11 protein-coding genes are annotated in these 13,850 nt (G+C 69.1%); 3 read left to right on the forward strand and 8 right to left on the reverse strand.

From position 1 onward, the window contains the following. The first annotated feature begins 278 nt into the window (after positions 1 to 278). Positions 279 to 572 carry a GIY-YIG nuclease family protein gene (locus tag B2K11_RS04040; RefSeq protein WP_163616998.1) on the forward strand — a complete coding sequence of 98 codons (294 nt, stop codon included), beginning with the start codon at positions 279 to 281 and terminating at the stop codon, positions 570 to 572. A gap of 667 nt (positions 573 to 1,239) precedes the next feature. On the opposite strand, the gene B2K11_RS04045 is transcribed toward B2K11_RS04040, so the two are convergent. The 5 genes from B2K11_RS04045 to B2K11_RS04065 all read right to left on the reverse strand — a co-directional run bounded on the left by B2K11_RS04045 (position 1,240) and on the right by B2K11_RS04065 (position 6,251). Then, complete coding sequence (locus B2K11_RS04045; protein ID WP_163616999.1) at positions 1,240 to 2,850, reverse strand: lipopolysaccharide biosynthesis protein; 1,611 nt, start codon at positions 2,848 to 2,850, stop codon at positions 1,240 to 1,242. Continuing rightward, positions 2,847 to 4,130, reverse strand: coding sequence for a hypothetical protein (locus B2K11_RS04050; RefSeq protein ID WP_163617000.1), 1,284 nt, complete (start codon positions 4,128 to 4,130; stop codon positions 2,847 to 2,849). Before B2K11_RS04050 ends, B2K11_RS04045 begins: the two co-directional genes overlap by 4 nt. Beyond that, on the reverse strand, positions 4,127 to 5,176 hold the full coding sequence (locus B2K11_RS04055) for an acyltransferase (protein WP_163617001.1): 1,050 nt from the start codon (positions 5,174 to 5,176) through the stop codon (positions 4,127 to 4,129). Before B2K11_RS04055 ends, B2K11_RS04050 begins: the two co-directional genes overlap by 4 nt. Before the next feature lie 14 nt (positions 5,177 to 5,190). After that, positions 5,191 to 5,964 carry a hypothetical protein gene (locus B2K11_RS04060; protein ID WP_163617002.1) on the reverse strand — a complete coding sequence of 258 codons (774 nt, stop codon included), beginning with the start codon at positions 5,962 to 5,964 and terminating at the stop codon, positions 5,191 to 5,193. Between the two features lie 128 nt (positions 5,965 to 6,092). Next, positions 6,093 to 6,251, reverse strand: coding sequence for a hypothetical protein (locus B2K11_RS04065; RefSeq protein ID WP_163617003.1), 159 nt, complete (start codon positions 6,249 to 6,251; stop codon positions 6,093 to 6,095). 263 nt (positions 6,252 to 6,514) lie between these two features. On the opposite strand from B2K11_RS04065, the gene B2K11_RS04070 reads away from it, so the two are divergent. Then, positions 6,515 to 8,449: a DUF4012 domain-containing protein gene (locus tag B2K11_RS04070; protein WP_163617004.1), complete on the forward strand. Its 1,935-nt coding sequence runs from the start codon at positions 6,515 to 6,517 to the stop codon at positions 8,447 to 8,449. A 178-nt stretch (positions 8,450 to 8,627) separates the two neighbouring features. On the opposite strand, the gene B2K11_RS04075 is transcribed toward B2K11_RS04070, so the two are convergent. Continuing rightward, positions 8,628 to 10,073 carry a polysaccharide biosynthesis tyrosine autokinase gene (locus B2K11_RS04075; RefSeq protein ID WP_163617005.1) on the reverse strand — a complete coding sequence of 482 codons (1,446 nt, stop codon included), beginning with the start codon at positions 10,071 to 10,073 and terminating at the stop codon, positions 8,628 to 8,630. Between the two features lie 92 nt (positions 10,074 to 10,165). After that, on the reverse strand, positions 10,166 to 11,452 hold the full coding sequence (locus B2K11_RS04080; protein ID WP_163617006.1) for a polysaccharide biosynthesis tyrosine autokinase: 1,287 nt from the start codon (positions 11,450 to 11,452) through the stop codon (positions 10,166 to 10,168). A gap of 199 nt (positions 11,453 to 11,651) precedes the next feature. Here B2K11_RS04080 and B2K11_RS20580 point away from each other — a divergent pair, with 199 nt between their 5' ends. After that, the gene (locus B2K11_RS20580; RefSeq protein WP_163616997.1) at positions 11,652 to 12,827 is read left to right on the forward strand and encodes a hypothetical protein; all 1,176 of its coding nucleotides are present in this window, start codon (positions 11,652 to 11,654) and stop codon (positions 12,825 to 12,827) included. Between the two features lie 117 nt (positions 12,828 to 12,944). Here the strand turns inward: B2K11_RS20580 and B2K11_RS04090 are convergent, their stop codons facing one another. After that, positions 12,945 to 13,571, reverse strand: coding sequence for a low molecular weight phosphatase family protein (locus tag B2K11_RS04090; protein WP_239525704.1), 627 nt, complete (start codon positions 13,569 to 13,571; stop codon positions 12,945 to 12,947). Positions 13,572 to 13,850: the final 279 nt, after the last annotated feature.

Genomic DNA, 13,850 nt, shown 5'->3' on the forward strand with positions numbered 1-13,850 from the left:
GGCGCTCTGGCGCCCGCAGTCGAAACGCGTGGAGTGTGCGGGAGTGTCGGGGTGTGCGCCGGGTTGGGGGCGTTTCGACTCGCTCGTTCCTCGCTCGCTCAACGACCGGGAATGTCGGTCGTTGAGCGGAGGGCGCTCTGGCGCCCGCAGTCGAAACGCGTGGAGTGTCCGGGAGTGTTCAGGCCCAGCGACTCCTCCACATCGCGCCGCGGCCCCGGCGCATCCACATAGAGCCACTGCCCCGGCTCGCGGCTTGCCACCGCGAGCAGGATGAACGCATGGGTTTCGTCTACATCCTGCGGTGCGCCGACGGCACGTATTACGTCGGCAGCACCGTCGACCTCGCCCGACGCCTCGATGCGCACAACACCGGCATGGGCTCTGCGTATACGCGGCGTCGGCTGCCGGTGGAGCTCGCGTGGGCGCAGGAGTTCGCGCGCATCGACGAGGCCTTCGCCTGGGAGAAGCGGATTCAAGGATGGAGCCACGGCAAGCGCGAGGCGTTCATGGCCGGCGGCATCGACGCTGTGATCGGTTGGAGCAAGCGCGGCTCGGCACCGCCCTCGCCATAGGAGAGCCCGGCGTTGCTCGTTGGTCAGGCGCGTTTCGACTCGCTCGTTCCTCGCTCGCTCAACGACCGGGATTTCCGGTCGTTGAGCGGAGGGCGCTCTGGCGCCCGCAGTCGAAACGCCTGGAGTGTGCGGGAGTGTCCGGGGCGTTTCGACTCGCTCGTTCCTCGCTCGCTCAACGACCGGGGGAGAGGCTGCCCCCGGTCGTTGAGCGGAGGGCGCTCTGGCGCCCGCAGACGAAACGCCCCGAGTGTGCGGGAGGGTCAGCCGCGTTTCGACTCGCTCGTTCCTCGCTCGCTCAACGACCGGGAATGTCGGTCGTTGAGCGGAGGGCGCTCTGGCGCCCGCAGTCGAAACGCCTGGAGTGTGCGGGAGGGTCAGGGGCGTTTCGACTCGCTCGTTCCTCGCTCGCTCAACGACCGGGGGAGAGGCTGCCCCCGGTCGTTGAGCGGAGGGCGCTCTGGCGCCCGTAGTCGAAACGCCTGGAGTGTGCGGGAGGGTCAGGGGCGTTTCGACTCGCTCGTTCCTCGCTCGCTCAACGACCGGGAATGTCGGTCGTTGAGCGGAGGGCGCTCTGGCGCCCGCAGACGAAACGCCTGGAGTGTGCGGGAGTGTCCGGGGCGTTTCGACTCGCTCGTTCCCCGCTCGCTCAACGACCGGGTCGACGGTGTCAGCGGTTCTGCTCGAGCTGCTTCTTCTCGATCTCGGCGTCGAGCACGTCCTCGGGGGTGGCGGCGTCTTCGAGCAGCACGCTCTCGAACGCGTCGGCTCCCGCTGCGCCGACGGGTGCGGCATCCGTCATGTCGCCGTTCTCCGCACCCGTGGCACGGTCCTTCGGCTTGCGCATCTGCTTCACGAAGCCCATGATCTGGGCCGCGTCGCGCCGGTAGGCGGGGATCAGCAGCAGGGGCGCCAGCACGAGCGCGCCCGCGGCGCCGCCGACGATGATCTCGAGAATCGGGATGAGGTCGACGGCGCGGGTCGCGGCGAACGCCGAGCCGAAGGCGAGCAGCGCGAACAGCAGTGGGCGCAGCACGGGGTAGACGATGTCGCCGCCGCGCACGAAGGTGCCGCGGATCGCGAAAGCGAAGCCGGGAATCAGGAGCAGGGCCGACAGGATGCCGTAGGTCAGGGCGAGTCCGTAGATCCCGCCGCACCAGATTCCGACGAAGAATCCGACGACCACGAGCGGCCGCGCGATGAGGTCGTAGAGCAGCTGCTGATGCGAGCGGCCCATGGTGATGAACAGCCAGCCGCGCACCTTGCCGATGCCCTGCGCGATGCCGGCGATGGCGAGGATGCTGAACAGCACGGCGGCCTGCTCCCAGCCGGGGCCGAGCAGGATGGCGAACAGGGGCTCCGACACCGTCGCGAGGATCGCGTAGGTGGGCAGCGTGAGATAGCCGATCACGAGCAGGGCGCCGCGGATGTAGCGGCGGTAGCGGTCGCCGTCGTCCTGCAGCTTGCTGAGCACGGGCAGGGCGACGCGCCCGATCGGCCCGTTCAGCTGCTGCAGCGGCATGAGGAAGAGCGCGTACGCGCGCGAGTACTGACCGAGCACGGCTGGCCCGAGCTGGTGGCCGATGATCACGGTGTCCGCGTTGCGCTCGACGTAGTTGAGCAGCTCGGCGCCGAAGATGCTCCCGCCGCGCGTGACGAGGGGCAGCACGTCGCGGTGGATGCGTGGCCAGCCGGGCCGGGGGCGCATCGCGAGCCACAGCATCACGAGCCGCACGACCAGTCCGGTGCCGACCATGACGATGAGCGCCCAGTACCCCCAGCCGAGCAGACCCGCGGTGATCGCTGCCGCGACACCGCCCACCATCGAGACCACGTCGATGCGGGCCAGCAGCGCGAACTTCAGGTCGCGGGTCGCGCGCGCCTGCAGCGGCATGGTGAGTCCGTTGACGATGAGACTCGGCGCGATCACGAGCGTGATGAGCACGAGCTGGGGCTCGCCATAGAGGGTCGCGATGAGGGGCGCGCATGCCGCGAGGATGCCGCCCATCACCACGCCGAGGCTCAATGCGAGCCAGAAGAGGCTCCGCCAGGCGCGCTCCGAGATCTCGCGCGCCTGGATGATCGCACCGGTGAGGCCGAAGTCGCGGACGAGGTCGATGATTCCCGAGATCGCCGTGACCATCGCGACCAGACCGAAGTCTTCGGGGCTCAAGAGGCGCCCGAGCAGCATGATCGCGGCCATCTGGATGAGGGTCTTGCCCCACATCCCGCCCATGGTCACGACGATGCCGCGCGACGCGCGGTGAGCCAGGTCGGTCATTTCCAGATCGACTTCAGGTACGCGTCGGTGGGGGCGGGCACCAGGGCGTCGAACTGGCCGGCGCCCCATGAATCCATCGAGCTGTCGTAGGTCCAGCGGCCCGACGCGACAGGGTTGCGCGTGGTCGCCTCCGCGTACGAGACCTTGGTGTTCGAGACGCCGCCCCACTTGCTGCGGTACATCGAGCCGAAGATGTACGAGTCCTTGGCGTAGAGCTGGAAGTCCTCGCCGATCCCGTTGAGGGCCTGCGCGAGCTTCGGGGCGTCGGCGTCGGCGGGCTTGGGGTAGCGGGCGCGGATCGCAGTGGCCTGCGACGTGATGATGCTGTGGTCGAGCGTGAGGAATGGCGTGCCCGTGCTCGGGTCGTCGCTGCGCATGCCGCCGATCTGCAGGGCGCAGTTGAGCGAGCCGAAGAAGGTCGTGTCGCGCACGGTGAGCCCCCGGTACCAGCCCGACCCGTACATCTGGATCGTGTCGACGTGGTCGGTGGCGCCGGTGGGCCGGAACACCGGTGCCGAGTAGCATCCGTCCCACACACTGTCGGTGAGCACGCAGTCGGCGCCCGCGGCGTAGCCGAGCGGGTCCGAGATGTCGGATTTCGCGTTGCCCATGACGATCTCGTAGGCCCCGCACTCGCGGGTCGTCGCGCCGTACGACGAGGCCATGCTGAGGCCGTCCGACATGGTGGACTGCGCCCAGGCGCTGCGCGTGCAGTTGGTCAGCAGCACGTCGACGCCGTTGATGCGGGCGAAGGTGACGCCGTACACCTCGCGCAGGCGCGCCGGCTCGGTGATGATCACCGAGCCCCAGCCGTCGCGGGGCGAGACGAGCACGTTCTTGCTCCACTGGGCGCTGCCCAGGCCCTGCAGCACAGCCTTCGATCCCGACGACGCGCCCAGGCCGGGAAGGGTGCCCGGACGCACCTTGATGTGCACGCCGGCGGCGGCTTTCGATGCGGTGACCGCCAGCAGCGCGGTGCGGATGGCCGCCCACGTGCAGGCGACCTCGACCGTCGTGACGGGGTCGCCGATCCAGGGCGTGTGGGCGGGCCAGTGGGTGCCGTTGGGTCCGAACGAGCGAATCACCGCGGGGCGGGCAGCGCCGACGATGGCTGCGGGCGCAGCGGTCGGAACGGAAGATGCGGAGGCCGAGGGGACGGATGCCGTCGCCGACGGCGACGCCGCGGTCTGGGCGGGTGCGCACATGGCGGTGGCCGCCGCGGGCGCGGCGACGGCGAGCAGTCGTACGAAGGAGCGGCGGCTGAGCGGGTTCGCGGTCATCGTGGGGGCCTTCCGTCGGAGGTGGACAGCTTTCCGGATGACGAGGTGGTCGCGATTGTATGGCGGGAAGGCCACGCGAACAGCAGGTCGAGGGCGGGCAGCACGCGCAGCAGCCGCACCATGACGACGCCCGCGCCGAGCCCGAACGCGCAGCCGACGGCGAGGGCGATCCAGGCGTTCCCGGTGAGGGCGCCGAGCGCGACGCCGGCGCTCGCCGGCCACCAGTGCACGATGTAGTACACCAGCGAGTCGCGCCCCACGGCGCGCAGGGGTCGCAGCATCCGTGCCGATCCGATGCGGCGCGCGATCACGATCGCGATACCGATGCCGCCGGCGGCGAACGGCGCCGACAGGGCGGTGTACCGCAAGCCGACGCCCACGGCCGCCGCGGCGACGGTGGCGAGGGCGAGTGCCGCGCAGCCCCAGATGACCCAGCGGCGCGCGAGGGTGCGCTCGAGCGCGCCGACGTGCTGCGAGAACCACACGCCGATCATGAAGAACACCAGCAGCAAGAAGAACCGCCGGGCGCCGAAGTCGGGCACGAGGGCGGCGGCGACGAGCGCGCCGGCGGCGATCCACAGCGGCGGCACGCGGGGCGTGACGAGCGCGATCATATAGAAGAGGAACAGGTCGTACAGGAACCACAGGTGCTCGACCGGGTCGTACAGCGGCAGCAGCAGGTCCCAGGCGGTGACGACGTGCGCGGTGACGCCGCCGACGATCCCTTCACGGATGCCGAACCCGTACAGCAGCGCGAGCGCGATGACCGACCACACGAGGTAGGGGTACAGCACGCGGCGCACCTTGCCGGTGACGTAGGCGCGCGGGCCGCGGGCGAGTGAGGCGCTGACGAGAAGTCCCGAGAGGAACACCATCAGCGGCATGCGCACGGGGGAGAAGACGGTGTTGAGCACCCACGCGACCTCGGGTGCGCCGAGAGGGGAGGAGCTCGCGAAGAGCACGGCGTGATTGAACACCACGAGGATGATCGACGTCCCGCGGAGGACGTCCATCCATTCGATGCGCGACTTCTCGACCGCTGTCATCAGGTTCGGCGCGCTCAGGTTCTCCTGCGCCGGCTCAGCGCGATTCCGACGGTGATGGCCGCCACGGCGGCGAGGGTCGCGGCGACGGTCCAGCCGACGGCGGCGCCGGTGGCTGCAAGGGCGCCGTCGGCAGCGGCCGACGTGGGGGTCGCCGCCGCCGACGGCACAGGCGTCGCCGACCCCGTCGACACGGGTGTCGTCGGGGTGGGAGTCGGCGTCGCCGTCTGGGTGGGCGTGGGAGTCGCTCCCGGGGTCGATGTGGTCGGGGTCGGTGTCGGCGTGGCTCCCGGCGTCACTGGGGTCACGGTCGCAGTCGGGTTTGGTGTCGGTGTCGGGGTCGGTGTGACGTCACAGCCGATGACGGTGATGAGCGGGCTCGGGTAGGCGATGAGTCCGGTGGTCCATGACGGCTCGGCGTCGTCAGGGGTGGCGTAGCCGTAGGCGATCGCGGACGCGTCGTGGAACTCGTCGCAAGTGTGACCGTAGACGGTCGCGTCGTAGTTGCGCACCTCGCCCGGTTCGTAGCGGCTCGGCCCCCATGTGTACACCTCGCCGCCGGGAGCGGTGACGCGTGCGGCGCCCCACGCCGGGACGGACGAGAGGTTGCGGGTGTACACCGAGATGTCCACCTCGCCCGGCGTCGTGAAGTCGAGCACCACACTCGCTTCGCCGATGACCGCGCTGGTCTCGGCCGACGCCGCGTGGACGACGGCGAGTGCTCCTCCGCCGAGGCCGAGAGTGATCGCGGCTGCCAGGATTGTGACTCGTCTGCCTCTACTGGTGTGCACGGTGCTCCCCCAAGCCCAAAGAAAACGCCCGGGGCCGTTCCCTTCCGGCTCCGGGCGGCAGTGCCCCATCTAGGTGCCACGCTACGGCGATCTCGCCGACGGGGGGTTACTGTCGCGTTTCGTCTCGGTTAAGCCCGGTGTTCAGGACTTTCGGGTGCTGGGGTGTCGCCGTAGTAGTGCCGCACGGACTCGCGGGAGTCGATCACGAGGAGCGCGTACAGCGTGACGGCCGCGGTAGCGGCGACCGCGACGAACGCAAGGGCGACGGTGGCGATGACTCGGATCACGGTGGGGACGAGGCTCCGGGACGGTTGGGCGAGGTGGTGGCGCCCATCAAGCTTAGGCGCTCGACCGCCGTGCCCACCGGCATGGTGGACTTCGCGGCGACGACGTCGCCGGGGTGCAGGTGCGGCAACAGTGCGCCAACGGCGCCTCGCCGGCTTGGACCGCGCCGAGGTATCTGGATCCGATCGCAGACAGACGCAGCGACGCCTCGGCGCGACGCCTTGCTCACCGGGGTCTCTCAATCAGTGGCCACTAGCATGGCACGGTGCGTCTCGAAGACACGTCTCCCCTGCCTGCGACCGAGGGTCAGCTGCGCCGTCACGCCCGCGCTGCCGCGGAAGCGCCTGCAACGTCGGTGGCGTCGGCCCCGGCAGAGCCGGTGGAGTCGACGGATGCCGCGACCCCGCGCCCGAGACGCAAGCGCCGGGTGTGGCCATGGGTCGTTGTGGGCGTCCTGCTGATCCTCGGCGTCGTCGCCGCCATCGTGGGGATGCAGTTCCTCTCTGAGGTGAAGACAGCCCGCGCCGCGCTGGAGCAGGCGAAGACCCAGCTCTCGACCCTCAGCACGGAGCTGGGTTCCGCCGATCAGGCGCAGGTGCAGGCGACAGCTGACGCCATCACCCAGAACGTCGCCGTCGCGGCCGAGATCGTCGAAGGGCCGCTCTGGAACGTCGCCGCCAAAGTGCCGTTCGTCGGCCAGAACGTCGACGCGGTGCAGCGGGTCACGCGGGCAGTCGACATCCTCGTGGACCGCGCGCTGCCGCCGGGCATGCAGTTCATGGCGACCGCCGATCTCGACAAGCTCGCCGTCGAGGGGGGTGGAATCAACCTCGAGCCGTTCCGGCAGGTGCAGGGATCGATCCCCGAGATCGCCGCGGCCTTCACGGCAGCCCAGGCGGAAGTGGCGCCGATCGACTCATCGTCGCTGTTGCCGGAGGTCGCCGAGCCGATCGACCAGATCACGACGATCATCGATCAGGCGGCACCTGCCATCGATATCGCCGAGAAGTACCTGCCCACCCTGCTCGACATGGCCGGATCGGGCGGAACGAAGACATATTTGATCATTTTCCAGAACAATGCCGAGATCCGCGCGACGGGCGGAAACCCGGCGGCGAGCATGATCCTCACGATGACCGACGGAAAGCTGGGCTATGCCGACCAGGCGAGCTCGGCGACGTTCTACGCGGCCGGCACACAGGACGAGGAGCACATGTCTCTGCCGGCCGAAACGACGGGCCTTTATCTTCCGACGCTCACGCGGCATTCGCAGGACTACACGTTCACACCCGACTTCCCGACGACGGCGCAGCTGTTCCAGTCGCTGTGGACGGCGACGACCGGTGCGACGTTCGACGGCGTGATCTCGATCGATCCGGTCGTGCTGTCGCACATGCTGGCCGTGGCCGGCCCGGTCACGCTCGCCTCAGGAGAGCAGCTGACCGCGGAGAACGCGGTGCCGGTGCTGCTCAGCGAGTCGTATGAGCGCTTTCCGAACGGCGCCGCGTCTGACATCTTCTTCGCAGATACCGCGAAGCGCGTCTTCGATCACCTGACCGCGGCATCGTGGGATCCGATGAAAATGCTCGCCGCGCTCGAGCAGTCCGCGAACGAGCAGCGTGTGAACCTCGCCTTCACGAACCCCGAGGCGCAGGCGCTCGCGGTGGAGCTGGGGGTAGACGGCGCCCTCGCGACCGACAACGTCGCGCAGACCCAGGTCGGGATCTACCTGAACAACTCATCGGTGAGCAAGCTCGACTACCACCTCACCTCCGCGATCACGGCGACGTGCGACGCGGCGGCGCGCACGATGACGACCACGATGACGTTGCACAACAGCATCACCGACGACATCCACAGCAACTACACGCTCGGTTGGCGCAACGGCAGCTACGGGTTGCCGCGAACGACGATGATGCTCGACGTGCTGTTCTTCGCGCCGCATGGTGCGCAGATCACGCAGACGACCCCGGCGGCCGGCGACGTTCAGCGGTGGGAGCGCAGCGGTGTCGAGAAGGGCAACACCGCCGTCAGCAAGACCGTTTTCGTGCCCAAGGACGAGACGGTGACCGTGTCGTACACGGTGGCGTTCCCGGAAGGGGAGCTCGGTCCGCTGAACCTGCGTCACACACCGACGGCGCGCGACACGGCCGTCACGGTCGACGCGAGTTGCGAGGCGCTGTTCTCGCAGGCGGGCTGACACCCGCAGGGCAAACGCGGCACGTACCGCGCACGGGCAATCCACCCCCGCAATGGCGATCAGCCGCAGGGAAGCGTCGGCCTGAGCGGTGCGAGGTCGCTGGAGACACAGCCCGCGCACGCACCGCCGCCCACATCGACGAACAGCGAATCGCTGGAACCGAGTCTCCGAGCTGGGCTCAGGCCGGGGTCTTGGTCCGCTTCCGAGCCTTGGCGCTCTTGCGCTGCTTGCCCGACGTCGTCTTCGTGCCGTCGGCGTCGTGCGTCGAGCCGTACGTGTACGCGCCGTAGCCGTAGCTGTCTGGCCCGCGCGTCGGGAGCATCGTCACGACGAGGCCGAGCAGCTGGCCGCCGGCGGTTTCGAGGCTGCGGATGGCTCCCGTGAGGTCGTGTTTATTTGTCTTGCCCGACGCCGCAACCAGGATCACACCGCGCGTCTTCTTGCTCAGCACGGCGGCGTCCGTGACGAGCAGCAGCGGCGGCGCGTCGATGAGCACGTAGTCGAAGTGCTCGGTGAGCGCGGCGAGCACATGGTCCATTGCCACAGAGCCGAGCAGTTCGCTCGGATTCGGCGGTACGGGACCCGATGTGAGCACGAAGAGCTGGCCGCGTCCCCACTTCTGCAGGGCGTCGGCAAGCTCGACCCGGCCGATGAGCACGTCGGTGAGGCCGACGCCGCCCTCGATGCCCATGTAGTCGGCGACGCGCGGCAGACGCAGGTCGCCGTCGACGAGGGCGACGCGCGCGCCGGTTTCGGCGAGGGCGATCGCGAGGTTGGCCGTTGTCGTCGACTTGCCTTCGCCGGGGCCGGCGCTCGACACGACGAACGAGCGAGGACCGCCCTCGATGTTGAGGAACTGCAGGTTCGTGCGCAGCGACCGGAACGACTCGGCGCGCGGGCTGCGCGGGTCAGCGTGCACGATGAGGGGACGTTTCTGTGCGCTCGGGTCATACGCGATGCCCCCGAGCAGGGGCGCAGTGGTGAGCTGCTCGATGTCGTGCAGCGTGCGCACGCGTGTGTCGAGCACCGTGCGCAGCACGCCGATGCCGATACCGATGGCGAGGCCAAGAAGCGTCCCGAGCGCGATGTTGAGCAGCGCGTTGGGGCTCGACGGCTCCGTTGGCACGACGGCGGGCTGCACCGTCGTGACCTGCACCGGACTGGCCGCATCCGGCGTTGCCGGCTGCTCGAGCGTCGTCTGCACCGCGCTCGTGAGGCTGGCAGCGGTCGCATCGGCGATGGCGGCGGCCTGCTCGGGGTCGGTGTCGGTGGCCGTGATGTCGATCATCACGGTGTTCAGGGGGGCGGATGCCGAGACCTGGGTGCTCAGCTGAGCCGCGGTCATGTCGAGCCCGAGTTCTTGGATCACCGGGTCGAGCACGAGTGCCGTGTTCACGACATCCACGTAACTGGCGACGATCTGGCGCGCGAACGTCGTGCCCTGCACGAGGTCGCCGGTCGCGGCACCTTCGGAGCGCACCGAGACGTAGAGCTGCGTGGTCGACTGGTACTTCGGGTCCTGCAGGAATGAGTACGCCGCTCCGGCAACGCCGCCGGCGACAGTGAGCACCAGGATGATGACCCAGTTCTTGTGCAGGATCCTGATGTAGTCGCGCAGTTCCACGTGGCTGGTTTTCCTTCTTCGTCAGGCGCGAAGGTCAGAGCGAGCGCCGTCGGCCATTCTCGCACAGGGCCTGCCGCGCAGCTGAGAGGCCGCTAGGAGGCGGTGTGCGTCACCCCGTACGTGTACTGGCCGTACGCCGTGCTGTCGGGGCCTTTCGTGGGTAGCTTGGTCATGACGACACCCAGCAGCTTCGCGTCGGCCGATGCGATGGAATTCACCGCGGCGGCGAGTTGAGGCTTGCGCGTAGAGCCCGAAGCGGCTACGAGGATCGCACCGGTGGTGAGCCGGGTCAGCACAGCCGCATCGGTCACTGCGAGGAGCGGCGGGGCGTCGATGATGACGTAGTCGAACGCGCGGCGCATCTCTTCGAGCATCTGCCACATGGCGCGGGAGCCGAGCAGCTCCGCCGGGTTCGGCGGCAACGTGCCGGCCGGGAGCAGAAACAGCTTGCTGCGCCCCCATGGCTGCATGACGGCCGACAGCGGCACGCGCCCGGCGAGTACGTCCGTGAGGCCGACGCCACCCTCGATGTGGAAGTTGTCGGCGACGCGAGGCTTGCGCAGGTCGGCGTCGACGAGCGCTACGCGCATCCCGGTCTCGGCAAGTGTCAGCGCGAGGTTCGCGGCCGTCGTGGACTTCCCCTCGGCTGGTGCCGAACTCGTGACCACGAAGACTGGCGTACCGGAGTCGACGCTGAGGAACTGCACATTCGTGCGCACGCGGCGGAAGGCCTCGGCGCGTGGATCTCGGGGCGCCACCTGCACGATGAGGGGCCGTTCGGCGGAGTCGGGGTCGAAGGGGATGCCGCCCAGGATCGGCGCGTCGACGATGCCCTCGACATCCTGGATCGTCCGCACCCGGGTGTCGAGCACAGAGCGCAGTACGGCGAGACCGATTCCGACGGCGAGGCCGACGAGCAGGCCGAGCGCGAGGTCGAGCTGAAGATTGGGCGACGACGGCTGGGTCGGCACCTTCGCGGCCGAGATCGTCTCGACCCGCACCTTGCTCTCGGCGTCGGTGCCGGTCGGCGCCTCGAGCTCGGTGGCGACGGCGGTCGCGAGGCTCTCGCCGATCGCGTTGGCCAGCTGCGCCGCCTGGCTCGGGTTCTCGTCGGTGACGGTGATCGTGATCACCTGGGTGTTGAGAGGGGCGGATGCCGAGACCTGCCCGGCGAGCTCGCCTGAGGTCATGTCAAGACCGAGGTCTTCGATGACCGGATCGAGCACGATCGCGGTCGGCACCACGCGCACGTAGTTCGTCACCGCCTGACGGGCATAGCTGGTGCTCTGGGCGAGGTCCCACGCAGCGCCGCTGTTGCGGACCGAGACGAACTGTTGCACGGTCGACTGGTAGAGCGTGGGGGAGAGTAGCGCCGTCATCGCGCCGAGCGAACCACCGATGACCGTGCATGCCACGATCAGCAGCCAGCTGCGTCGGAACAGCGCAAGGTAGTCTCTCAGCTGCAACGGTCCCCCACAGTTCTACGGCCGTACGAGCGCCCCAAGCTATTCTGAATCCCGGCGCCGGATGCCGGTGCTCACCAGCACATTCGATCCTCGCACATCCCGAACGGCCCTCATGAGCTCGCTCTCCCGCCTCTTCCCCGAAGGCACCTCCGCCCAGGCGGCTGTGCCTGCGGTGACGGGCCCCGAGGAGTCGGAGCGGGTCGAGCGGCTCTTCTCGAAGTCGCGCACCCCGGACGTTGCGGCATCCGTCCCTCTCGACGACACTCCCGCACTGCAGGCGCTCGTCGGCGCTCGGGGTCGCGCGATGGCCATGGGCAGCGGGCCGGTGGCGGGGCCGACACGAATACGCCGAGCCGGCAACACCGTCGACGTGTTGAACGTCGTGACGGCCCTCCTCGCGGTGCTGGCGCTCGTGCTGGCGAGTGTCACTGCGTGGATCGTGATCGCGTCGGCCTCGCCAGAGACCGATGCCCTGCGCACGCTCTCACAGAGCGAAGCGGTGCTCGCTAACGAGACCCAGGCCGTCAACGCCGCGATCGGCCGGGTCGACCAGTCCCGTGCGGACGGCATCGCCGTCGCACAGCAGTTCCAGCTCCCGCTCGCGCAGCTCGTCGGCATGAGCGACGATGCCGCGCTCGCTTCGGCCGAAAAAGGGCGAGCCGACTACCTCGCGGCGCTCGAAGCGCTCGTCGTCCCCGCGCCCGTCGGCGAGTTCGCGCTACCGCCGGTTGACGAAGAGTCTCTGACATCGATCGGCGCCGCGATCGACGGGGTGTCGACCCGCTCGACGGAGGTGTCGGAGGTCGCCGAGTCGGTGGACGATCTGCGGTCGCAGCTGTTCACGCTCGGCCGCACGTTCGCAGCTGCAATGGCGGCCTTCGCGGCGACGGTGCCCGCGAGCGCCCAGACGATCATCGACGAGAATCCCGACGCCGACGAGTCGTTCCGCGAGGCCGTGACGCAGACCGCGGATGCTGTCGCCACGAGCGCGCTCGCGACGCCGGAGTCGGTGACGCTGCTGCCTGCATACTCGACCGCGGTCACTGCACTCCGTGACGATCAGCTGCGCGCCGAGGAAGAGATCGCCGAGCGCCTAGCGCGTGAGGAAGAGGAACGCCGGCGGCAGGAACAGCAGCAGTCCGGCGGCGGGGAGACCGACCCGACGACGCCAACCGACCCGACGGCACCCACGGACCCGACCGACCCGATCGAGCCGACCGACCCGGGTACCGATCCGCCGGTCGAGCCGCCCGCCGATCCCGGCCAAGGCGACGGCTCCGGCGGCTGACGTCTCCACCCGAGATCTCCATCGTGTCCTGGTCGTTGACCGAGCGAGGAACGAGCGAGACGAAACGCGCCTTACGCCCGGTCTCGGCCGCTGAGTGAGCTTGCGGGTCGAGCCCCGCTACCGCGCCGTCATGGCGATCGACATGACCCGCACGACCTGGTCGACGGCAGGCACGAGCTGCGATGCCGAGAGCTGGTATGTCTCCCACGACCGCCGGTAGGGGTCGATCACGTCGTCGTCGCCCGGGTCTGCGGGCGGGGCGCTCATCCCGCGCTGTGCGGCGACGGCGGCGACCGCGGCGCGGGCTCGTGCCCGTCCGTCGACTCCGCCGGTGGCGGATGCCGCAGCGATCTGTTCGTCGGAAGTGTCGGCCGCGAGCCGCGCGAACTCGCGCACGGTGAACGCCGAGCGCAGACGCCCGGGTGCGATCTCGACGATCCGCCGGCGGTGCTCACGGCTCATCGCAAGGATCAGGTCGGGGGAGCGCAGTTCGGCGTCGGTGAGATACCGCGACCGGTGGTTGGCCGCGAGATCTTGAGCGATGCCTAGACCGAGCGCGAGTCGCACAGCCTCGGGCGTCATCGGGGCGCTCTCGAGCCCCATCGTCCCCGCGCTGTGCACCAGCGGATGGTACGGGGCGAGCCGCGTCCTGAGCAGCGTCTCGGCGAGCGGCGACCGGCAGATGTTGCCGGTGCATACGGTGAGGATCTCGAACATGACTCGCTTCCGGGGGTGATCTGGCACCCGTTACGATGCTACGTGACCCCGAGCGACCCACCGACGAGTGGATCCCGCCTTGGCCTAAACCGGTTCCCCCGGTGAGAAGCGGACGGGCCATCAGCCTTCTCTATCCAGGTTGATTCCCAGCAGATACCCGGCTTGGCCAGCCCCGGGCCCGCTGATCCCGTCTCAAGTTTCCTGCCGCCGAGTTTGTGAGGTCCGGCGGCACTTGGTGGAATTCGCCCCAACGCTCGGGGTCGAAGGGGTGCCTGTATCGGTGGAGGTAGTGAGATCCCGTCAAGA

The organism is Microbacterium sp. B35-30 (assembly GCF_010634855.1).
Lineage (GTDB): Bacteria > Actinomycetota > Actinomycetes > Actinomycetales > Microbacteriaceae > Microbacterium.

Excerpts from the sequence above, each read along its gene's own strand:
- B2K11_RS04040 (WP_163616998.1), top strand. The coding sequence starts at position 279 with ATGGGTTTCGTCTACATCCTGCGGTGCGCCGACGGCACGTATTACGTC.
- B2K11_RS04045 (WP_163616999.1), bottom strand. The coding sequence starts at position 2,850 with ATGACCGACCTGGCTCACCGCGCGTCGCGCGGCATCGTCGTGACCATG.
- B2K11_RS04055 (WP_163617001.1), bottom strand. The coding sequence starts at position 5,176 with ATGACAGCGGTCGAGAAGTCGCGCATCGAATGGATGGACGTCCTCCGC.
- B2K11_RS04080 (WP_163617006.1), bottom strand. The coding sequence starts at position 11,452 with ATGACGGCGCTACTCTCCCCCACGCTCTACCAGTCGACCGTGCAACAG.
- B2K11_RS04050 (WP_163617000.1), bottom strand. The coding sequence starts at position 4,130 with ATGACCGCGAACCCGCTCAGCCGCCGCTCCTTCGTACGACTGCTCGCC.
- B2K11_RS20580 (WP_163616997.1), top strand. The coding sequence starts at position 11,652 with ATGAGCTCGCTCTCCCGCCTCTTCCCCGAAGGCACCTCCGCCCAGGCG.